Raw genomic sequence first — 22,219 nt, forward strand, 5'->3', positions numbered from 1 at the left:
TATAATAAAAGAAAGAGGTATTTTTATGATTTGGTCATTAATTGTCGGAGCTATTATTGGTGTGATTGCAGGAGCTCTCACTCACAAAGGCGGATCTATGGGATGGATCGCAAACATCTTGGCAGGGCTTGTTGGTTCTGCGGTTGGTCAAGCACTCTTAGGTAGCTGGGGCCCTTCTTTAGCCGGAATGGCGCTTATCCCCTCAATCATTGGGGCAGTAATCGTCGTAGTGGTTGTATCTTTCTTCTTAGGAAAAATGAAAGACTAAAGTTTACTATGTGTCTAGGAACGAAGTTTCTATAGATGATAAGCAGCAAAACATAATTATAAAGTGCTCCGAAGGAGCGCTTTTTTTGACAAACTGAGAAGAAAATTTATATAAAAACATGCTATAATCACAATAATATAAGCATTTATCAGAAGGAAGAAGAACTGTAACTGAGATACAATCAATTAAAAAAATGCCTTTAAAAGCTAAGTGAGATTTGCGGGAAAGTATTCAATATTTGGTAAATGAGAGGTTCGTTAATTTATGGAAAATAAAAATTTTTTAGATACAATAAGTAAAAGTACAATTGAGACAGCAAAAAGTCTACTAGGAATGAGACTCTTATGGAAAAGAGATGGTGAGACTCAAATTCTTGGCAATATTGTCGAAACCGAGGCCTATCTTGGCACTCTCGATAGTGCATGCCATAGTTTTAATGGTAAAAGAACACCTCGAAATGAATCTATGTATCTTTCTTCTGGACACTGGTATGTGTACCAGATTCATGGTCACTTTATGTTAAATCTAGTAACTATGGGGGAAAATGAGCCAGAGGCCGTTTTAATTCGTGCAGTTCAATCACATATTCCGACAATGGATGTTAGTGGACCTGGAAAATTAACCAAAGCATTTGGAATAACTAAAGCGTTAGATGGGCAACATTTTACTGACTCAACTTTAACTTTGGAAACAGATAAAATTCCAAAAGAAATAGTAAGCCGAAAGAGGATTGGAATAACCTGTACGGATGAATGGAGAGATGAACCCTTGGGGTTTTATGTAAAAGGAAACTCTCAAGTTTCTCGAATCTCAAAAAAAGAAATTCTACAGGATGATTTGAAGACCTGGAAAGAGTGATTAATTTTAGCCAATCTTTCTCCATATTTCAAAATCGTCCCCGAAGCTTTTGGAGTAATAAATAGGAGGTGAAATACCTAAATCTCCTTAAAGTTGTGTCTCTGCTAGAATAAAACCACATACTATTTTGGAAAAATAAAATCATAAAAAGCTCTCCGCAAACATTGCGGAGAGCTTTTTATGTGTAGATAAATAGTAGTACCTTTTATACAAAAATAAAAAGGCTAAAATGAGACTAAAAGGTAGTTTAATCTATCAAATGTTTGTCAATAAAATTTAGGTTTTTCGGACATATCCTAGAGTATTTTATATAGAATACCTGATGTTTTTATACATATTCAATTACTATGTACAAAAAAGAACGTTTCTATAATATACTTATTTAATTTTCAAGTCAAGTAATTCGACTTATTTTATTTTATCATAAAAAAATAAAATTTTATTCACATATTTAGGGGGAATTAGTAGATGTTTCTCGTTATAATCTCCGAAAAACCTAAATTTTACTGACATATTATAAATAAATAGAAATGAATAAAATGAGATACACTAAAATATTAAAAAAAGTGAATCAACTATCTCCCGTGATGGCTGGTAAAACAGATAGTCAATTAGAAGAGATTGCTTTGTCAATAAAAAAATCTACTGAATTAAAAGAAAAACGGGATAAAGTAATGATTGAAGCATTTGCTTTAGTAAGGGAAGTAGATAAAAGAATTTTGGGACTTTATCCAACAAACGAACAAGTTTACGCAGCTATTGCAATTTATTTTGGAAATATAGTTGAGATGAAAACGGGTGAAGGGAAAAGCTTAGTAGCAACAATGCCCTTGTATTTGAAAGCTCTTTATGAAGGAACTGTATTTTTAATTACTACAAATGATTATTTAGCTAAACGAGATTTTTTGAAGTTTTGCAAAGTATATGAATACCTTGGTTTAAAGGCGGCGGATGGGACTAATGAGGCTGAAGAAGCAGAATTTAATTTTACGAGAAAAAAGCAAATATACTCAGCAGATATTGTATATCTTTCTAACTCAACTTTTGGATTTGACTTTTTGATTAATGGTCTTGTTGAAAGGCAAGAAGATACCTTCCTTCCTGAGCTAAAATTTGCACTTTTAGATGAAGTAGATGAGATTTTATTAGATAGTGCTCAAATGCCTTTAATTATCTCTGGTGCCCCAAAGGTACAATCAAATTATTTTCAAATTTCTAATGATTTTATAGAGATACTACAAGAAGAAATTGACTATTCTTTAGATGAAGAGTCAACTAATGTATGGCTCACAGAAAAAGGAATCGAAAAAGCGAAACACTATTTTTCAATTCCAAATCTGTTAGAAGTAGAAAACTATCAAATATATCAGCATATTATTTTAGCTTTAAAAGCGCATCGTATTTTAAAAAAAGAGCGAGATTATCTCGTGGAAGATGGAAAAGTAAAGCTCTTAGATAGAAAAGATGGACGGATTTTAAAGGGAACTAACTTACAGAGTGGTTTACATCAAGCGGTTCAAGCTAAAGAGAGGGTAGAGATTACTCCTGAAACCCAAACGATTTCTTCTATTACATACCAAAATTTATTTAGACAATTTAAGCAAATATCAGGTATGTCTGGTACAGCTAAAGTTTCAGAAGGCGAATTTATTGAAACCTATAATTTACCTGTGAAAAAAGTAAATACACACAAAAAAAATATAAGAATTGATTATCCTTCTCAAATATATCCCAATTTTAAATCAAAAACTGAAGCTGTTCTTGCGAAAATACAAGAACTTTACAGTGAAGGACGTCCTGTCTTAGTTATAACAGGTTCTTTGGATGCATCAGAATTGATTTCAACCCATCTATTAAATCTCGGAATTCCCCATAATATACTAAATGCAAAAAGCAGCGTTAAAGAAGCACAAATTATAAAAGAAGCTGGGAAAATTAATGCAGTCACTGTTTCAACAGCCATGGCAGGCCGAGGAACAGATATACAAATGACCTCAGGTGCTATTCAAAGAGGAGGGTTAGCAGTTATAATTAGCGAACGAATGCCTAATAAACGAATAGAAATGCAAGCTAGAGGACGTGCAGGACGTCAGGGAGAACCAGGATCTAGTTACTCTTTTGAATCGCTAGAAGATGAGATTGTAAAGCTTTATGTACAAGAAAGTGTTCAGCGATATTACGATCATCATTGGAAGAGCAATAAGCAAATAAAGAGTAGACGCATTAAACGCTATCTGGAACGAGCACAAAAACTGTCTGAAGACAGAGCTTATACTGAGCGGAAGAAGGCTTTACAATATGATGAAGTATTAAGATTACAAAAAAGGCAGATAGATCAAGCACGAAGAAAAATCATAGAATTAGAGGATGTTTCCACTGCCTTAAGCATAGTATCAAGGGTACTCGAAATTGTTATTAATAAAAGTATAGTTGAGGAGAAATTAAATACTTATAGAGAAATAAAGCGATTTATCCTAGATAATATTGATTATAATTTCAAAGGTGAGAATGAAAAACATACCAGTTCGGTTGAAGAAGTTTCAATAGTTATCAATGAAGTATTTAAAAATAATATTAAGAAAAAGAAAATAAGAATTAGAGATGATGAAGCTTTTTTGCAATATTTAAAAATTTCAATTTTGAAAGCTATTGATGTTTCATGGAGCCAACAAGTCGATGCGCTCAATCAATTACGCTTTATCGTTCAATCTAGAACAAGCGCACAAAAACATCCCATTTTAGAATACGAGCAGGAAGCGATGAGAAGTTATGATTTGATGCGGAATGAAATAACCAAGCTGATTTTGAAAAACGTAAGTTTGAGCTTATTAGATATTAAAAATAGTGAATTAGTGGTTACTTTTCCATAGAAAGAGGATTAAGTGTGTTGAAAAAGTATATTACGAATTTGTATGGACAGAGTGAGAGTAGCACAGCGATGCTAGCACAAAATACAGTAACAAAAATTGCGGAAAATGATGGATACTCTGAGATTCGTATTCAAGCTTATCCAGTGCAAGAAAGTGATACAGAAGTAGAAAAAGAAAAACGTATTGAAGGAATTTTATCAGGTATCCCAAAAGAAAGTTTACTTATTGTACAACTGCCTACGTGGAACGGTATTGCTTTTGATGAAGTGTTTTTAAAAAAAGCTAGAGAAAAAACAAATCATCTCGTTATTTTCATCCATGATTTTGTCCCACTCATGTTTGTAAATAATGAATATTTATTTGAGCGTTATTTACTTGCTTATAATTTTGCAGATTTAGTGATTGTTCCCTCTAAAAAAATGGAAGAAATTCTACGTGGACGAGGGCTTAACACAGTGACAATAATTCAAAGTATTTGGGATCATATTGTTTCTTTACAACTGGATCACTATCCTCAATTTTACCGTAAGATTAAATTTATTGGGAATAGTTCAAGGTTTCCGTTTGTAGGAAATTGGAAAAGTGATTTAGAACTAGAAGTATTTAGTCAAGGAAATATAAAAGCAGATGGGTTTTTAACATTGAAAGGATGGTTACCTGATGATCAATTGTTGAGAGAGCTTAATAGAGGTGGTTTTGGCTTAGTATGGAGTGAAAATATTGAGAATCAATATGAAAGGGAATATTCTGAAATGAATGTTTCTCATAAATTTAGCACATATCTAGCAGCTGGTTTACCAATCATAGTAAATAAAGGACTTGCAAAGGAAGAATTTGTAAGGAAGTATGGCTTAGGTTTAGTAGTGGAAAACTTAGAAGAGGCAATAAATCACGTAAAAACTATGACACCAAGAGAATATCAAGCTTATATAACAAATGTGAGGAAGGTTTCATATTTAATCAAAGAGGGGTACTTTACTAAACAATTACTCCTTGATATTCAGAAAGAGTTATTTCTATAGGGGAGCAAGTTATGACAATCTATAACTTTAATTTAGGTATTGGCTGGGCAAGCAGTGGAGTTGAGTATGCCCAAGCATACCGTGCCAATATTTTTCGGGAAAATGGTCAAAAAGCCAAATTTATTTTTATGGATATGTTTCATGAAAATATTGAGCCAATGACAAAAAATATGGGATTCAAAGATGACGAAATCATTTGGTTTTATCAGTATTTTACTAATATTACCATTGGTCCTAATACATTTAGCATTGAGAAATTAAAAGAAAGTTTTTCTGGGGCTATTTCTCGCGTAGAAAATAAGCAATGTGAAATCGTGTATTATTTTGAGAAACCGCATATGCGATTAACTGCTTATTTAGATAAATATAATCCCAAAATGGTTTATAAAACGGAGATGGTAGTTAATGGCAACTTGATTCAGAAAGATTATTACACTTCTACTAAGGTTTTTACAGAATATTTCAAACCAGTAAATAATCAAGCTAATCTCTATCAAAGGCGTTTTTTTAATGAAGACGGTTCAATAGCGTATGAGGAGCTTTTGAATGGAAAAGAGAGCTTGTTTATTTTCCCAGATAAGACAATATATTCTAAGGAAAACTTGCTTTTATATTTTATGCAATTACTTGAATTAAGTGAAAATGATACCGTCATTTTAGACCGTTCTACTCATATAGGACCCGAAATCTTAAAAGAAAAAGGAAGGGCTAAAATTGGAGTAGTCATCCACGCGGAACATTTTAATGAGTCCCTCACTAATAAAGAGAAGATTCTTTGGAATAATTATTACGAATATCAGTTTAAAAATGAAACTAGTATTGATTTTTTTGTCGTAGCAACAAATACACAAAAAACTATTTTAGAAGATCAGTTTTCAAAATATAAAAACCGTAAGATAAATGTTTATGAAATTCCCGTGGGAAGCCTTGATGAGTTGAAAAAGCAAGTAAAGCGTCAAGAGAATTCTTTGATTACTGCTTCACGTTTGGCTGGAGAAAAGCATCTTGATTGGCTAGTTCAAGCAGTGGTAAACGCAAAAAAATATATACCTAACCTTACATTAGATATCTATGGCCGTGGAGGAGAAGAGCAAAAACTAAAAGATTTAATTACAGAATTAGGAGCACAAGAATATATTGTACTAAAAGGACAGCAACAACTTAAAGAAGTTTATAAAAACTATACATCGTATGTTTCTGCATCAACTAGTGAAGGATTTGGGCTTACTCTTCTCGAAGCAGTTGGTTCAGGTTTAGGGATGGTAGGATTTGATGTTCGTTATGGTAATCAAACCTTCATAAAAGAAGGTAAGAATGGATATTTAGCTGACTTTGTAAAAAATGACAGAGAACAAAATATCTTAAATTTAACGCGTGCTATAGTCCAACTTCAGAGAAAAGAAAAGAGGAACTTAGAGACTGTGCAGCACTATTCTTATAAGATTGCTTCTAAATATTTGACAAAGAATATACAACAAAAATGGTTAGAACTTGAAGGAGACTTGCATCATGATAAATCTATTTGAAAATTACTCTCAACTTGCAATTGATTTGGAATATTCTTTAGTACGCGCGGGTTATAAGCTTGAAACAGTAGTAATCAACGATAATGGCTTTTTACCACCTCATGTTCAAACTCCTTTAAAATTTTTCTTAGCAAATGAGGGAGAAAGATTATCCTCAACATCTCCAAAATTTTTCAATGAGGTTGACATTCCAAATTATTGGGAAATAAGAGGAGATAATCATAAGGCAGAGATATATGAAGGGTATAAAAAAAGAGGCGAAATTCATTATAGCGATAGAAAAGATGACTATAGAATTGTTCAATCTGTAGACTGGTTCAATGATGAAGGCCGATTGAGAATGACTGACCTTTATAATCAGAATGGAAGCTTGTTTGGAAAAAAAACTTTTAGTGATGGAGCGCTTGTACTTACAACATTTTTGAACGATGGAGGACATGAAGTTATTCTCTTCAACCATATTACTAATACCATCCAGCTCTTTTACAACAAGAAATATTTTATTTTTACGTCATATGTAGAATTTGTTTTATTTTATTTCAAATGCGCCCAAATCGATTCTTCGAAAATTAATTATAACTCTTTAGGTCTTCCTTTCTTTATAACACTTGCTTTAGGCAAAGAAAAACCAGAAACTTCCTATGCTCATACATTATTTTGGCAAGAAAAATTGGGTATTATTCCTGGAAATATGAAAGCAATTTTGAATGATTCTAAAACTATGACTAAAAATATTATCATTCAAGATCGAGAAGAATATTTATGTATTAAAAATCAACTCCCTCTAAATACTAAAGTAAACCTTAATTATTTAGGATATCTTTACGAATTTAAAAAAGATATGACTCTAAAGAAATCTGTATTAATTGTCACCCATTCCGATCAGATTGAGAAACTTCAAGATATTGTAGAACAACTTCCTAATTTTGAGATAAATATTGCTGCGCGTACAGAAATGTCAGCAAAATTAATGAAGTTTGACCACTATTCCAATGTCCAGTTATTTCCTACTGTTACTACTGAAGAGTTAGAAAGTTTACTTTTAAAAAGTAGTCTTTACTTTGATATTAACCACGGAACAGAGGTGAACCAAATAATCAGGAAGGCATTTGAATATCACTTACTCATATTTGCATTTAAAAATACAGTGCATCAGTCAAAATTTATGAGTAAAAGTAATATTTTTGAATCTGACAAGTATCTTGAGTTCATAAAAAAAGTGAAAGCATCTACAGAAACAAAAAAAGACTATCATAAAGCTTTAGGCCAACAACTTTGGGAAGCAGGAGAATCTACAATTGAAGATTATAAGGAGATTATAAAATGATAGAAGAAAAGGACCCTGTATTACAAAAGATAGAAGAACAAGAGGTTAAAATCATGAGTGAAGTTAGGCTTAAGAAAAAGTCAAAAACGGTAAATGTCCTCGTGGTATGTACCTCTACATTACTTCTTTTAGGTATTATAGTTGGTTTAGCTCGAATTATACTGAGTATGTAACTAAGAGAGAAGGTGAATAGAAATGAAAATCTCACAGGCGTCGAACTTCTATAAACGCTCAGCTATAGATAGAGTGTTTTTCAGTCTCTTTATTATTTTAATTTATATTATTGGGAGCAACATAGTTTTGCCTGGAATAGACTCCACAAGTCTGGTGAACTTACTCTCAAATACCCCAGGTCTCTCTCTAGCATTAAGTGCAACTGGTTTCTCCATTAATAGACTTTCTTTATTTTCTCTTGGCTTAGGCCCCTGGATGTCAACGATGATATTGTGGCGTGTTCTCAGTGTCTCGAAAATATTTAAACTTCAGACTTTAACACAACGGCAGAGTTATCAAATAAAATTTTTTATTTCTTTACTCTTAGGTATTATTCAAAGTTTGAGTATTATTTCCCAAGTAAAAATATTTGTTTCGTCAGATAATTATTACTTTATCGAAGTCGTAGTTATTTTACTTTGTGGGTTGTCCGTTCTTATTTGGTTAGGTAATCAAAACAACGAGAGAGGGATAGGAGGACCAACTATTATTATACTTGTAAGTATGGTACGTACATGGCCGAGCCGAGTGATTAATGCTATTCCAAAGACTACTGATTTTGGAGTTTTAGGGATAGAAATTTTCTTTTTAGTATCTATCTTGCTCATTGTTTCTTACCTTATATTTAGATTTTATCAAGGTGAGCGCCGATTATCAAAATTACATGTAATGTTGGATAACCAATATGCTAAACAATCTTATCTTCCTATCCCGATAAATCCTGCAGGAGGAATGCCCTTTATGTATGCTTTTAGTATTGTTTTATTTCCACAGTATTTTGTTTATCTATTACGAATTAATAATCCTAACAACAAGTTCATAAGTACAATATATAAACAGATACAGCTGAGCCAGCTTACAGGGATTCTTCTTTTATGTGTATGCGTGGGTGTACTTAGTTATGGATTTGCTTATGTCAACGTAGACTATAAAGAAATCTCAGAGAATATGAAAAAGAGTGGAGATTATTTTAGTGGGGTTTATCCAGGAAAGAATACAGAAAAATATCTTTTTCATAAAGTAAGTTACATGGCTACAATATCGGCACTATGTAATAGCTTGATAATTGGTATTCCTATGGTGATGTCTTTATATTGGAAAGAGCTAAGTACATGGGCTTATTTTATACCCACGTGGTTTATTTTGATGCTGCTTGTTTATGAAATAAAGGTTCAGTTTACGAGTTTATATTATCGAAATAATTACCAAGATGTCATTCGTTTTTGAGCGTAGTACTCAAAGAATAAGGAGAAAATATGATTGTATTTATTCCCAAGTGGGAGAATATTTCGGAAGCCGGTTTATCTTCAGATGATCTTATGGGACAAATAAAAGCATTTATGTTAGCTGATGACTCTTACAGGGTGGTAATTCCAGGATATATGCCTTCTTTGAGATATTTCCTACATCACTATGATTTATTGGAATGTAATTGGCTGAATATTTTTGACAAAATTCAGGGTGTAGAGGGTCGTGAACAAGTAAAAATATCACTTTCTTCATTAAATTTTCCGAAAGAGAGTGAATACTATTACACTCCTTTCCATATCCTTGTTTATTATCACCAGCAACTTATTGGGAAAATCTATTTTGGAGAAGGTGCGCATATTTCAGAAGTGCACCACTTTGAAAATTCTGTACTTGAAAAAGTCGAAATTTATGATGATCGCGGTTTTTTATCTAGTTACAAACTCTATAATAAGGGCGAGATGATTTATACAAACTACTTAGATTGTGCTGGAGAGAGCATTTTCAAACAATATCCTTTCGGCCATTGTGAAGTAAACCCTCATAATCGGAAAAATTTCAAATATTTAAAATATGAAAACATAGAAGTATTAAAAGAAGAGTATCTAGAGTCTACACTGGAAGAAATAGAGGAGATTGATTCCATTATTATATCTGTGAGTCAAGAAAATCTTAAATTTCTTCCTTATAGTTTCTATCGTTCAAAAATGATTCTTTCCTTTTTTCATGAAAGAGTGAGTAATATGGCGCGAGTAAAGACAACTGTAAAAAGGCTCTCTTTCCAAGTAAAAAATATAATTGCTGATTCTAAATTTCAGAAATTACGTCTAGAAGAAATTATTGGTGTAAATAATAATATTGAGGTCATTACTCCTTATGATACACGTTTTGATTTGAGTATTACCCAAGAATTAGAAGAAGAAGTAATTTATACGGATACAAGAAATCTGAGGGATGAAGAAGTTCAAATACTGATTCAAACTTTTTTGAAATATATTTTTGAAAATCAAGAAAAAGGAGATGCTTTAAGAAAATTTAAAGTGTTTCTTCGAGTTACATCTGAACAGTCAATCAATGCCTTTTCAAGGATTGTGAACGAAGTAATAAGCCTACTTTTCCCAGAGCTTTTTATAATGATGGAACAATGGGAAAAAATGAACGATTCGGAACTAGATACATCCTGCTTTAGTGAACACTTTGAAGAACTGCAAAGGCTACAAAATCTAAAACAAAGTTTAGAATTTCTGACCGTTACGTCTGATGAAAAGCTTTATACTTTAATTCATCAAGCACGGCTGGTTATTGACATGAGTCAACAACCAGATGTGTTTACACAAATTTCTAGTATTAGTGCAGGTCTTCCCCAAATTAATAGAAGATATACCGAGTATGTAGAACATAAAAGAAATGGATTAATACTGTCTAATTTAAGTGAGCTTTACTCAAGCATGGAGTATTATTTAGAGAATTTGACACATTGGCAACAAGCGAGAGTCCATGCAGTCGCTCAGATTAAAGAATATTCTGGAAAAATGCTACGAGAAAAAATACAGCGTTTGGTAAGGGAGAAGAATGACACAAAAGAAAATTAGGGTTTTACATATAGGTAAGCAAGACTGGACTTTAGAAGTAAATGAAAATTTTGTAAGTCAATTAGATTGGTCTTTTATTGACCCCCAAAAAGTAGACTCGGATGATTTAGAGGAATTTATAAGTAGTCAAAATGGCCGCTCATTTGAAGCTGTACTCTGTACAGATTTTCTTGATAACAACTTGTTGGAAAAAATAGCGCCATTTATAGAAACCTATGGTTTAATCATTGATAGTTCGCTCTCCTCTAATCTTCTACCTTTGTTAAAGAAAAAGAAATTACCTGTAATAATTAATACTGACAACAAATTCAAAGTTTTACAAAATATCTGTGAAAATTTTTTCAGTGGACAAATGGGTTCTAAGCTACATACCAATACCATAAAAATTAATGATGAGTTTTGTGGTAAAAGAGAAATAATCGGAGAAGTTTCTTTAACCTTGACAGGGGATTTTTCAAAATTGTCAGGACGAAATATATTAAACTGGCAATACAATATCGGAATGTCTCAGCGTTCTAAGAAATTATGGTTAGAGTATATTTGCGATGATGATGTAGATATTACCATGCATATTTTGGGAACTCGCGAGGAAGGCGATGAGATTGTTATGGACTCAATATACTCTAAAAAAGAAATAGATAATGGGTTAGAAATTGAATATAAGAAAAATATAGGCTATCTAAGTATAGCTTTGTCGGCATATGGAAAAGGGAAGCTTCAAGTAGGGCCATTGCATTACAGGGATTCCCGCCATGGTTATGGCGAGTATATTTTAGGCGGAAGAAGAATAGTTGATCAGTACAAACAAGAACTATTTTATTATTTCAATCCGGGCAATCTCAAACCTCCATTAAATGTTTACTTTTCAGGGTATCGCTCAGCAGAAGGGTTTGAAGGCTTTTATATGATGAAGAATTTGGGAGCACCCTTTCTTCTTATTACAGATCCTCGGCTTGAGGGAGGAAGTTTTTATATGGGAAGTGAGGTATTAGAAAATAAACTGAAAAATGTTATTGAAAATTGTTTGAAATACCTTGGATTTACTTCAAAAGAATTGATTCTTTCGGGCTTATCAATGGGCACTTATGGAGCACTTTATTATAGTAGTGCTTTAGCCCCTCATTCTGTAATAATTGGTAAACCTCTAGTTAATGTTGGGAATATCGCAAAAAACGAAAGAATTGTCCGACCTGGAGGCTTTCCCACATCGTTAGATATACTCAGATCCTTGACTGGAAAGCTAGATGAGCGTGGAGTAAAAGAACTCAATCAACGTTTTTGGAAAAAATTTAATGAGTCTGATTTTGAGAACACGCAATTTATCATAGCTTATATGAAAAATGATGACTACGATCAAACAGCTTATAGTGATTTAGTTGAGTATTTATCTCATACTTCTTCAGTAGTTGTTGGTAAAGGTATCTCTGGACGTCATAATGATAATTCTCAAGCTATTAATCAGTGGTTTCTTCATCAATATAGGCGGGTTTTAAGTGAATATTTTCAGCAGGAGGGCTAAATGAGGTTCGAAATAGATTGGACATCGGCTCTAATAGATATTTATAAATATGGTTCCACTGTAACGATGAGGGATTCGGAAATTTTTTTTAAAAATACAAATTTACCTCCTGGAGCAGTAATAGCGACATGGGGGTCAAATATAACTTATCAGCAAGTTCGAACCCCTCTTCAGTTACCCCTCCTGAAGAAAGGGGAAAGTTATTGTTTATCTTTTAACGGCCAAATCCTTCCAGAGCATTCGATAATGTTACAAATTATATTTCTAGACAGAGGTGGAAAAGTAATAGAGAAGCAAGTTTTACCCAGTAAAGGGGGTGATTTTACATACATAAAAAATGCCTATGCTTATTCTATTGCCATCATTAGTGTCGGACTCAATGAGATGACATTTAGTAAGTTATCAATCAGTTCAATTGAAAGGGGAAGGTAAGAAAGTAAAAAATATAAAACTAAATGTGAAGAAAACAAAAAATCAATAAAAAAAGGGAAAATTTTTATGAATAAAAATGGTAGAAAAAAAGGTCTTCTAAAACAAGTTACACGCTTTAGAATGCATAAGTCTGGGAAGTTTTGGGTATTTTCTAGTCTTACTCAAAGCAGCTGGTTGAACTTTTCAAAAAAATCTACACAACAAATTAAAGTGAAGACTGATATTCAAGAGAGCAAATATCAGCAGGTTTATGATAAAGAAAGTGAAGATAAAAATCTGTCACAAGGTGTGAAATGGTCCTTAAGGTTAGCTACTGGGGTGGGCCTAAGTTTACTTGGTGGTCACTTGAAAACTACAACCTTTGCTGAAACTTCAACACCGACTGTGGAAAAAAATCTTGATACGCAGACACTTGCTGAAAAAGATAGTACTACTATACCAATAAAGTCAGCAACATCTAATACGCTTCAATCAAATGAAGAATTGAGTGAGAATCCGAGTGCTAAAGCATCCGATTTAGCTACTCTTACAACAACCTACACAGATGAAACAGGGGTTAAGTTAGCTGATGATGATATAGATACATTTAATCCGGGTGATAATATTATTTTGAGACACCCAAAAACGATTGCAGTCGGTGGAGTTAATTATATTGTAGATGCAAATAAATCAATGATGGGAGAACCTGGAACGAGTTATACATCACTACTCCAATGGTATAACATTATTAATTCTATACAGCCAGGACTAATTACGAACCCCGAACAGGTAATTGATTTTATTAATTCAGACGGAGACACTGCGAGTGCCGGTGAAACTATCCGTCAAGAATGGATTTATCGAATTGATCAGTCTAAATTTACTGCAAAAGATAACACAATAAATTTAGGAGAAACATTTGATCCCAGCACTATGGTAGATACGTTGACCAATAGTGATGGAACTCTAGGAGATGTCTCTAAGGTTACAGCAGATACTTCTTTGGTCGATTTTTCTAAAGCAGGCACATATAAGGTTACGCTCTACTATCTTGATGAAACTTCTGTTCATCAATTATCTGCTGAAGCAAATTTGACTATTATTGATAATTCTCCTTCTACATCAGAATCAAGTAGTGAATCAATCTCAATCTCTGATTCTGAATCTATCTCCGCTTCAGAGTCTGATGATCCAAATTCAAATTCAAAATCAGAATCCAGCAGTGAGTCCCTCTCCATATCAGACTCAGAGTCTATCTCCACTTCAGAATCAGACGACCCTAATTCAGGTTCAAAATCAGAATCTAGCAGTGAATCAATCTCCATCTCCGATTCAACTTCCAACTCTGATTCAGCATCAATAAGTATGTCAGATAGTGACTCCATTTCTGATTCAGTATCTATAAGCGAGTCAATAAGTAACTCAGATAGCACATCTATTTCGTTTTCAGATTCTGAATCTATCTCTGCTTCAGAGTCTGATGATCCAAATTCAGATTCAAAATCAGAGTCCAGCAGTGAGTCCCTCTCCATATCAGACTCAGAGTCTATCTCCGCTTCAGAATCAGACGACCCTAATTCAGGCTCGAAATCAGAATCCATTAGTGAATCAATCTCCATCTCCGATTCAACTTCTAACTCTGATTCAGCATCAATAAGTATGTCAGATAGTGACTCCATTTCTGATTCAGAATCAACAAGCGAGTCAACCAGTGTCTCAGACAGTACATCAAGTTCACTTTCTGATTCTGAATCTACATCAGCTTCAGAGTCTGATGATCCAAATTCAGATTCAAAATCAGAATCCAGCAGTGAGTCCCTCTCCATATCAGACTCAGAGTCTATCTCTGCTTCAGAATCAGACGACCCCAATTCAGGTTCAAAATCAGAATCTAGCAGTGAATCAATCTCCATCTCCGATTCAACTTCTAGCTCAGATTCAGCATCAATAAGTATGTCAGATAGTGACTCCATTTCTGATTCAGACTCAATGAGCAATTCAGAAAGTAACTCGAATAGTGCATCAGATTCGGCCTCCGATTCTAGATCAGACTCGATGAGTGAATCTACAAGTACTTCAGACAGTACCTCGACTTCAATATCCGATTCAAAATCAGAGTCCATGAGTAACTCAGACAGCGCATCAAACTCAGCGTCAGATTCTAAGTCAGAATCAATGAGTGAATCCACAAGTGCTTCAGACAGTACCTCGACTTCAATATCCGATTCAAAATCAGAGTCCATGAGTAACTCAGACAGCGCATCAAACTCAGCATCAGATTCTAAGTCAGACTCAATGAGTGAATCTACAAGCACTTCAGACAGTGCATCGAGTGAATCCACAAGTAACTCTGATAGCGCATCAAACTCAGCGTCAGATTCTAAGTCAGACTCGATGAGTGAATCTACAAGTGCTTCAGACAGTACCTCAAGTTCAGAATCAATCTCTACGTCTGAATCAATGAGCAATTCAGAAAGTAACTCGGATAGTGCTTCAAACTCAGCGTCAGACTCCAAGTCAGACTCGATGAGTGAATCGACAAGTGCTTCAGATAGTACCTCAAGTTCAGAATCAATCTCTACGTCTGAATCAATGAGCAATTCAGAAAGTAACTCAGACAGCGCATCAAACTCAGCGTCAGATTCTAAGTCAGAATCAATGAGCGATTCTACAAGTACTTCAGACAGTACCTCAAGCTCAGAATCAATCTCTACGTCTGAATCAATGAGTAATTCAGAAAGTAACTCGAATAGTGCATCAGATTCGGCCTCCGATTCTAGATCAGACTCGATGAGTGAATCTACAAGTGCTTCAGACAGTTCCTCAAATTCAGAATCAATCTCTACGTCTGAATCAATGAGCAATTCAGAAAGTAACTCGGATAGTGCTTCAAACTCAGCGTCAGACTCCAAGTCAGACTCGATGAGTGAATCTACAAGCACTTCAGACAGTGCATCCAGTGAATCCACAAGTAACTCTGATAGCGCATCAAATTCAGCGTCAGATTCTAAGTCAGAATCAATGAGCGATTCTACAAGCACTTCAGATAGTACCTCGACTTCAATATCCGATTCAAAATCAGAGTCCATGAGTAACTCAGACAGCGCATCAAACTCGGCCTCAGATTCTAAGTCAGTCTCGATGAGTGAATCTACAAGCACTTCAGACAGTACCTCGACTTCAATATCCGATTCAAAATCAGAGTCCATGAGTGACTCAGACAGTGCATCAAACTCAGTGTCAGATTCTAAAACAGACTCAATGAGTGAATCTACAAGTACTTCAGATAGTACCTCGACTTCAATATCCGATTCAAAATCAGAGTTCATGAGTAACTCAGACAGTGCATCAAACTCAGCGTCAGACTCTAAATCAGACTCGATGAGTGAATCCACAAGTGCTTCAGACAGTTCCTCAAGTTCAGAATCAATCTCTACATCGGAATCAATGAGCAATTCAGAAAGTAACTCGAATAGTGCATCAGATTCGGCCTCCGATTCTAGATCAGACTCAATGAGCAATTCAACGAGCGCTTCAGACAGTGCATCAAACTCAGCGTCAGAATCAATGAGTGAATCCACAAGCACTTCAGACAGTACCTCAAGTTCAGAATCAATCTCTACGTCTGAATCAATGAGTAATTCATACAGTTATTCGAATACAATTCCAACAAATATCAATGGTTATGGTAATCTACCAAAAACGGGGGATAAAGAAAATATAGTATTGAATAGTTTAGGAATCGGTTTATTATGTTCTGCTTCACTTTTTTCTTTACGCAGAAGTAAGAATAAAAAGAACTGATTGAATGTTAAAAAGCAAGGAATAGAAGAAGTAAGGTAAAATATCAAATATGGAAAACTTAATACTTTATTATAAAGAAAATTCTGAGCGATGCTCACAGGCAATTAAGTGGTTGAAGACACATAATCTTGCAGTAGAGCTAAGAGAAATTGAGTCAATAACACGTAGAGAAATATTTCAACTAATCTACTTGTCCGATATGGATCTACCCGATATTCTTACAAAATTAAATAAGTATTCTCTAAGTCAACAGGTTAAGAGAAAATATTTGAGTAGGTTACGCTTTGGTGAAAGTTTAATTTATTTAGAAAAGCATTCAGAGCTATTAGAAGTACCCATTATTCTCTCAAATGAACATTCGTTATCAGGTTATAACGAGCAGAAAATACAAACTTTTTTGACCTAGTATGTATTAAAAACATGAAGCAGAAATTTAAAAGCTAGCTTCATGTTTTTTTGTACCTTTATCTTAGTAGAATATAGGAAGTTTGAAAAAATGCAGAGAGTAGTAGTGATAGAGACTTAAAATGATAGTAGGGGTTAAGTTGATATAATTCTATATATTAAGCAATAGTTCACTCGAATGTAAATAAAAAATTCTACAGTAAGGAGCGCACTTATGGTGGTTGTAGCAATGTTAGTGACTGCTATATGGAAATTCCTGATTAAAGTTATATATACTTTGCGGTAGATAATGTAAACATAATTAATATAAAAGATTGATAAATAGTACTATATTAAGCTATAAGACATTCAAGAGGTAATAATTTTTCCAAGTATATTCACTTTGTGAAAAAATTCATTTTTGTTATGATAATAATATAATAACTTTGGAGGAGATATATTTATGGAAAAATCAAAAAAATTTTTTTCACAATTAGGGAATGCTGGTTTAGGTTTATTACTGTTCGTCTTACTGTTCTATTTAACTGCCTTAAAAATAAATGCGGATACAATAAGTTTCAACGGTATTCCCCGAGATGATTCTTTAAATTCCTCCAGTACTAGCTATGGTAAATATCACGACCGTCATGATTTAGGTAAAATCATGACTAAAGGAAGTCAATTGAAAATAAAATCGTCTCGACCTGAGACACTTTGGCTTTTAACTAATGATCGACAAACAGAAAAATCTTATAAAATTACTGCAACTGAACAAGTGATTACAGCAAGCGTGGATGCGACCCCGTTTATTACAACTCATAGAGAAAATTCTACTATGACTGTTGAGTATAGCTTTGAAGGAGCGACGACAGATTTACCCGTATATCAGAAAAATGATGACCCGGATAGTTTTATAAATCAGTGGGAGACCTCTAATGCTCAATACGGTTTAATAAAAGGAAAGTATTTTCAACTTTACCTACCTTTAGAAACACTTGCTAAGATAAAAAATATGAGTGGCCTTAAGGATGGTTTTAAAGATTTAACAGAACTGGAAAATTTTTATGATAACGAACTTTTTCCTCTATATAATCAATTAACAGGGCTTCCAGAGAATGCCAATCGGTTCTTTCTTAAGGCGGATGCACATGGAGCAGGAGTGGCCTATTATAATGATAATTGGACCGCTGATTCTACATCTTCAGGAGAGATGTGGTTAAAAAACACCTGGGGGGTTAAACATGAAATTGGTCATGGTTTCCAAAATAATTTGATGAGACAGATGGGCATGGGTGAAGTTTCAAACAATATATTAGGTGCCTATTATGATTACCATGAGAAATTCAAACGAGAAGCAGATAAAAAAAGTTGGCTCTATAATTATAATAAACAAGTCCAATTAGATAATGAGTTGTCGAATGAGCTTGCTCAAGGTTCCACTTTTTCTAACTTTAAAGAAAGAAAAAAATTGATTTTAATATATACTCTTTTTGATCGACTTGGTCTAGAAGGTATTTCTGAAATTAATAAGGCTGCCCGTGAACCGCAGCTCGGTCAGATATTTACTACAAATTCTGAAAATGTTTATAATTATCTAAGTAAAATTGGGCAACAACGAGGTTTAGATTTCAACAAAATAATGCAAGATTATGGTTTTATAACTAATAGTGAAACTTATTTTTATCAAAATGAATTGTTTTCAAATACAAGTGTGGTAGATTCTGTAAATAATTTAGTAGACGAAAATAACATTGAGCCAGTGATTGACCAATTATGGGCAAATAGTGATAGAACCACACGTTCTCGCTTTAATTTAGTCACACCAAAAGAGCTTTCAGTAACAAACCTTAAATCAAATGTAGCCGTTAATTTTATAAATCAGCTCCCTGAATCATTGGTAGGAACAGAAGTAAGTCTTTATGATGGAGAGTTGAAGGTGGCTTCTATGAAACTGGATAATACGTCATCGGTTACTTTTAAAGATATTCCTTTAGGAGCATACAGAATTAAATTTTCTTCAAATAATGAACGGTTATTTGTTAATAACCCCTATGTCATTTCAAGTCAAAAAGAAGTTATTAATCCAATTAAAATTGAAAAGTATAAAAAACCCACAATGCTTGACTATAATACTTTCGAGTACAGAGGCTTAGGTGATAAAGACTTTCTGACAATTAATACTGCCCCTAGTAAGAGCAATAACAACATGATGATTGATGTCAACTTCTCTACTACAATACCCCACAGCTATTTCACAAATAAAGAGTATGCTGGTGCTGTAGTAGAAAGTGGGGATCAACTCCTCTTTAGCAAAGAACTCCTAGGGAATAGTACAGAACTATTCCGTAAAGAAATTGAAGTTTCTACTAGCCCAGATGCAAATATAAGTATCTCAACATATCATGCAGAACCAAATAGGCTTAAGGTTAAAAATAGTGTTGGTGGCTATCTTTCAGAAAAAGTCAATACCAACAAATTTATTTTTACAAATATTGGCTTAGCCAATATAAATAGTGATATTAGTGTAGAACCCGCCGTAGAGCAAATAGTAACTAAATTAGGAGAGAGCTATTTAGAGAATAAAAATTATTTGAATAGTAATAAACTATCAAATGATTTATACTGGCTTATTAAGTTACTTCCAGAAGAAAAACAAAAAGTTCAGATGGAAAAATTTGAATCAATTTTAAATTAAATAAATTTTTGATTTATAGTGAATAGAACCCTTACTTACCAGCAACGACTTACAATAAAAGCTATACTAAAACACCGAGGAGCCCGCAAACTCTTCGGTGTTTTAGTATAAAAAATTATTATATCACACAGGCCTATATTCAAATAGTCTCAGTTATCGTAAAGTTAACTGCTTTTAAACAGTGCATCAGTTTATAACAAGAAGTCTGGTCTGATGGTAGCAAAAATAAGCAAAACATTGAACAAATATATGCTTTAGTATGGAGCCATAAAGGAAAGCAATATTAATATATTTGGAAAAACAATTTTTTGGTGTTATAATAAATTGTAAAAAATAATAAACTCTCTCCTTTAATATATTGTTGAAGGAGTAGCTCTCTTAGCTCAGTTGGTAGAGCACTTCACTCGTAACGAAGGGGTCACAAGTTCAAGCCTTGCAGAGAGCATAGTTTTTTATATAATATAAGGTAGCTTTTGTTGAGCTATATGTGTCGCCTGATATATCAGGCGATTTTTTGTATGATAAATAAATTTTCATAAGCCAACACCTTATACACTTAACAGATAAAGTCATTAATAATACTGAAAGTTATAATACAAGTTTTTCGGAAAGATGTCTAATAAACTAATATGTTGTAATATAAACTATCAGCAATAGCCCAAGGCAGGTTAGATAAGTGATAATGTATTATGAACATGACAATCAAGCCAATTATCAACTCGAAATATGGAGTTTTTTTGCTAGTAATAATATTATTTAGTTCATCATTTAAATGATTTATATACAAAAATAATTTAATTGTTTTAAAGTTTGTATGGATGGCTCAACAATCAAGTTCAAACCTATTTATTTATAGAAGTTATGATATAATTGTATTCGAAAAAAAATAAATAAATAGAAAGAATTTATGAAACTTACTGAGTAGATAGTTTTAAGACATTTAGAGATATCCTATGACATCTTTCCGAAAAACTATAATATTCTTGAAAGTTAAATAGAATTGTGGTAGAATGAAGATACTATGAAACGTGAACTTCTATTAGCAAATATTGATCGAATTAAAAAAAGAATGCCCGACTTCGTCTTGGAATATTATCAATCAAAACTTAGTATCCCTTATAGCTTGATGACTCTTTATCAATATCTTTTAGAGTATGAGCGATTTTTCAATTGGTTAATTGTTAGTGATGTGTGCAAGGCCAGCAAGATCGCTAATATTGACTTAGATACTTTAGAAAACCTTGCCCGATCAGATATTGAGGGTTATATCCTCTACTTACGTGAAAAACCACGTCAAAATAATAAATCCGGGCTCACTCAAAACTCAGTTAAACGTACTTTAGCTGCTTTATCTAGTCTCTTCAAATATCTTACTGAACAAGCTGAAGGCGAAAATGGTGAACCTTATTTCTATCGCAATGTGATGAAAAAAGTTCAAATTCAAAAAAATAGAGAAACTTTAGCTTCTCGGGCTGAAAATATCAAGGGAAAGCTTTTTTTAGGAGATGAAACTCAGGGGTTTCTTGACTATATTGATAATGAATATGAAAAAACTTTATCTAATCGTGCGCTTTCTTCTTTTAATAAAAATAAAGAACGAGACTTAGCTATTATTGCTTTGATGCTAGCTTCGGGCATTCGACTTTCAGAGTCCGTTAATATTAATCTCTCTGATCTTAATATGAAAACCTTAGTTGTTGAAGTAACACGTAAAGGGGGAAAGCGTGATGCTGTAAATATTGCTAAGTTTGCTGAGATTTATTTGCTTAATTATTTAGAAATACGGGAGCAACGCTATAAACCTGAAAAAAACAACAAAGCCTTCTTCTTGTCTCTCTATCGAGGGCAGGCTTCACGTATTGATGGTTCTAGTATTGAAAAGTTGGTTTCCAAGTATTCACAAGCTTTTAAAGTACGCATTACCCCCCACAAGTTGCGACATACTTTGGCAACCCGTCTATATGCACAAACAAATTCACAAGTGCTTGTCAGTCATCAATTAGGACATTCTTCCACTCAGGTTACAGACTTATATACACATATTATTAGTCAAGAACAAAAAAATGCTTTGGACGAACTGTGATTACAAAAAGGCACCTTGTCTTCTTCAAGCATGCCTTTTTGTAATAGTTTAAAGTATTATCTTTTAATTTTTTATATTAATTTATGAATTATGCCCTAAATTATGATAGCATTAGATAAAAGAATAGTAAATTTTATATTTTATAAGCAGAAAGAACACATATGAACAATACCACTCTAAGAATGTCTCAAAAGGAAATTGTATACAAAATAAAATATGCTTGGAGCCGGCAAAGACCAGTCGAAATACAATTTCTACTTGATTCTCGCGAAGTAACTACCAAAGGTAAAATTTTTGGAATAGATTATGATTTACTTTATATTAAAGAGGAAGGCCATATCCGTAGAATTTCATTGGAAGACATTGTAAAAATCACAATCTAACTTATTTTACATAATA

The 22,219-nt window shown here is 33.4% G+C and carries 16 protein-coding genes, 1 tRNA gene and 2 pseudogenes; 18 read left to right on the forward strand and 1 reads right to left on the reverse strand.

The genetic code is table 11. The annotated features are described in order from the left end of the window. The first annotated feature begins 25 nt into the window (after nucleotides 1-25). The 12 genes and pseudogenes from I6G50_RS03510 to I6G50_RS10590 form a co-directional block, all read left to right on the forward strand. Nucleotides 26-268: a GlsB/YeaQ/YmgE family stress response membrane protein gene (locus tag I6G50_RS03510; RefSeq protein ID WP_003136180.1), complete on the forward strand. Its 243-nt coding sequence runs from the start codon at nucleotides 26-28 to the stop codon at nucleotides 266-268. Between the two features lie 264 nt (nucleotides 269-532). Beyond that, nucleotides 533-1,126: a DNA-3-methyladenine glycosylase gene (locus I6G50_RS03515; protein WP_197909188.1), complete on the forward strand. Its 594-nt coding sequence runs from the start codon at nucleotides 533-535 to the stop codon at nucleotides 1,124-1,126. A gap of 530 nt (nucleotides 1,127-1,656) precedes the next feature. Continuing rightward, complete coding sequence (locus I6G50_RS03520) at nucleotides 1,657-3,996, forward strand: DEAD/DEAH box helicase (RefSeq protein ID WP_232252371.1); 2,340 nt, start codon at nucleotides 1,657-1,659, stop codon at nucleotides 3,994-3,996. 14 nt (nucleotides 3,997-4,010) lie between these two features. Beyond that, complete coding sequence (locus I6G50_RS03525) at nucleotides 4,011-5,018, forward strand: beta-1,6-galactofuranosyltransferase (protein ID WP_232252372.1); 1,008 nt, start codon at nucleotides 4,011-4,013, stop codon at nucleotides 5,016-5,018. 11 nt (nucleotides 5,019-5,029) lie between these two features. Continuing rightward, a complete protein-coding gene (gene gtfA / locus I6G50_RS03530) occupies nucleotides 5,030-6,544 on the forward strand; it encodes an accessory Sec system glycosyltransferase GtfA (protein ID WP_197909190.1) in 1,515 nt (504 codons plus the stop codon). Further along, nucleotides 6,528-7,871: an accessory Sec system glycosylation chaperone GtfB gene (gene gtfB, locus I6G50_RS03535; RefSeq protein WP_197909191.1), complete on the forward strand. Its 1,344-nt coding sequence runs from the start codon at nucleotides 6,528-6,530 to the stop codon at nucleotides 7,869-7,871. Before gtfA ends, gtfB begins: the two co-directional genes overlap by 17 nt. Next, entirely contained in the window at nucleotides 7,868-8,044 is a 177-nt protein-coding gene (locus I6G50_RS03540) for a hypothetical protein (protein ID WP_197909435.1), read from the forward strand. The genes gtfB and I6G50_RS03540 overlap by 4 nt, the downstream gene beginning before the upstream one ends. Nucleotides 8,045-8,066: 22 nt before the next feature. Continuing rightward, nucleotides 8,067-9,311: an accessory Sec system protein translocase subunit SecY2 gene (gene secY2, locus I6G50_RS03545; RefSeq protein WP_197909192.1), complete on the forward strand. Its 1,245-nt coding sequence runs from the start codon at nucleotides 8,067-8,069 to the stop codon at nucleotides 9,309-9,311. Between the two features lie 29 nt (nucleotides 9,312-9,340). Beyond that, the gene (gene asp1, locus I6G50_RS03550; RefSeq protein WP_197909193.1) at nucleotides 9,341-10,924 is read left to right on the forward strand and encodes an accessory Sec system protein Asp1; all 1,584 of its coding nucleotides are present in this window, start codon (nucleotides 9,341-9,343) and stop codon (nucleotides 10,922-10,924) included. After that, entirely contained in the window at nucleotides 10,905-12,443 is a 1,539-nt protein-coding gene (gene asp2 / locus I6G50_RS03555; protein ID WP_197909194.1) for an accessory Sec system protein Asp2, read from the forward strand. The genes asp1 and asp2 overlap by 20 nt, the downstream gene beginning before the upstream one ends. Beyond that, nucleotides 12,444-12,875: an accessory Sec system protein Asp3 gene (asp3, locus tag I6G50_RS03560; RefSeq protein ID WP_197909195.1), complete on the forward strand. Its 432-nt coding sequence runs from the start codon at nucleotides 12,444-12,446 to the stop codon at nucleotides 12,873-12,875. Between the two features lie 120 nt (nucleotides 12,876-12,995). Further along, a pseudogene (locus I6G50_RS10590) lies at nucleotides 12,996-13,856 on the forward strand (KxYKxGKxW signal peptide domain-containing protein); the annotation flags it as partial. Nucleotides 13,857-13,924: 68 nt separating this feature from the next. Here I6G50_RS10590 and I6G50_RS10545 read toward each other — a convergent pair. Then, nucleotides 13,925-16,435, reverse strand: coding sequence for a hypothetical protein (locus tag I6G50_RS10545; protein ID WP_197909196.1), 2,511 nt, complete (start codon nucleotides 16,433-16,435; stop codon nucleotides 13,925-13,927). Nucleotides 16,436-16,592: 157 nt separating this feature from the next. On the opposite strand from I6G50_RS10545, the pseudogene I6G50_RS10595 reads away from it, so the two are divergent. The 6 genes and pseudogenes from I6G50_RS10595 to I6G50_RS03600 all read left to right on the forward strand — a co-directional run. After that, nucleotides 16,593-16,658: pseudogene (locus tag I6G50_RS10595) on the forward strand (hypothetical protein); the annotation flags it as partial. Nucleotides 16,659-16,707: 49 nt separating this feature from the next. Next, nucleotides 16,708-17,064, forward strand: a complete 357-nt coding sequence (locus tag I6G50_RS03580) for a hypothetical protein (RefSeq protein WP_197909197.1) — start codon at nucleotides 16,708-16,710, stop codon at nucleotides 17,062-17,064. 441 nt (nucleotides 17,065-17,505) lie between these two features. Further along, nucleotides 17,506-19,737 carry a putative mucin/carbohydrate-binding domain-containing protein gene (locus I6G50_RS03585; RefSeq protein WP_197909198.1) on the forward strand — a complete coding sequence of 744 codons (2,232 nt, stop codon included), beginning with the start codon at nucleotides 17,506-17,508 and terminating at the stop codon, nucleotides 19,735-19,737. Between the two features lie 372 nt (nucleotides 19,738-20,109). Next, nucleotides 20,110-20,182 (forward strand) — tRNA-Thr (locus tag I6G50_RS03590). A 576-nt stretch (nucleotides 20,183-20,758) separates the two neighbouring features. Further along, entirely contained in the window at nucleotides 20,759-21,820 is a 1,062-nt protein-coding gene (gene xerS, locus I6G50_RS03595; RefSeq protein WP_197909199.1) for a tyrosine recombinase XerS, read from the forward strand. Between the two features lie 161 nt (nucleotides 21,821-21,981). Next, a complete protein-coding gene (locus tag I6G50_RS03600; RefSeq protein WP_197909200.1) occupies nucleotides 21,982-22,203 on the forward strand; it encodes a hypothetical protein in 222 nt (73 codons plus the stop codon). Nucleotides 22,204-22,219 lie beyond the last annotated feature (16 nt).

The sequence above is a fragment of the Lactococcus garvieae genome (assembly GCF_016027715.1).
Taxonomy (GTDB): domain Bacteria; phylum Bacillota; class Bacilli; order Lactobacillales; family Streptococcaceae; genus Lactococcus; species Lactococcus garvieae_A.

What these genes read in the sequence shown, in the direction of transcription:
- secY2 (WP_197909192.1), top strand. Translation starts at nt 8,067, where the DNA reads ATGAAAATCTCACAGGCGTCGAACTTCTATAAACGCTCAGCTATAGAT.
- I6G50_RS03540 (WP_197909435.1), top strand. Translation starts at nt 7,868, where the DNA reads ATGATAGAAGAAAAGGACCCTGTATTACAAAAGATAGAAGAACAAGAG.
- asp1 (WP_197909193.1), top strand. Translation starts at nt 9,341, where the DNA reads ATGATTGTATTTATTCCCAAGTGGGAGAATATTTCGGAAGCCGGTTTA.
- I6G50_RS03600 (WP_197909200.1), top strand. Translation starts at nt 21,982, where the DNA reads ATGAACAATACCACTCTAAGAATGTCTCAAAAGGAAATTGTATACAAA.
- gtfA (WP_197909190.1), top strand. Translation starts at nt 5,030, where the DNA reads ATGACAATCTATAACTTTAATTTAGGTATTGGCTGGGCAAGCAGTGGA.
- I6G50_RS03510 (WP_003136180.1), top strand. Translation starts at nt 26, where the DNA reads ATGATTTGGTCATTAATTGTCGGAGCTATTATTGGTGTGATTGCAGGA.
- I6G50_RS03585 (WP_197909198.1), top strand. Translation starts at nt 17,506, where the DNA reads ATGGAAAAATCAAAAAAATTTTTTTCACAATTAGGGAATGCTGGTTTA.
- asp2 (WP_197909194.1), top strand. Translation starts at nt 10,905, where the DNA reads ATGACACAAAAGAAAATTAGGGTTTTACATATAGGTAAGCAAGACTGG.
- I6G50_RS03515 (WP_197909188.1), top strand. Translation starts at nt 533, where the DNA reads ATGGAAAATAAAAATTTTTTAGATACAATAAGTAAAAGTACAATTGAG.
- I6G50_RS03520 (WP_232252371.1), top strand. Translation starts at nt 1,657, where the DNA reads ATGAATAAAATGAGATACACTAAAATATTAAAAAAAGTGAATCAACTA.
- gtfB (WP_197909191.1), top strand. Translation starts at nt 6,528, where the DNA reads ATGATAAATCTATTTGAAAATTACTCTCAACTTGCAATTGATTTGGAA.
- xerS (WP_197909199.1), top strand. Translation starts at nt 20,759, where the DNA reads ATGAAACGTGAACTTCTATTAGCAAATATTGATCGAATTAAAAAAAGA.
- I6G50_RS03580 (WP_197909197.1), top strand. Translation starts at nt 16,708, where the DNA reads ATGGAAAACTTAATACTTTATTATAAAGAAAATTCTGAGCGATGCTCA.
- asp3 (WP_197909195.1), top strand. Translation starts at nt 12,444, where the DNA reads ATGAGGTTCGAAATAGATTGGACATCGGCTCTAATAGATATTTATAAA.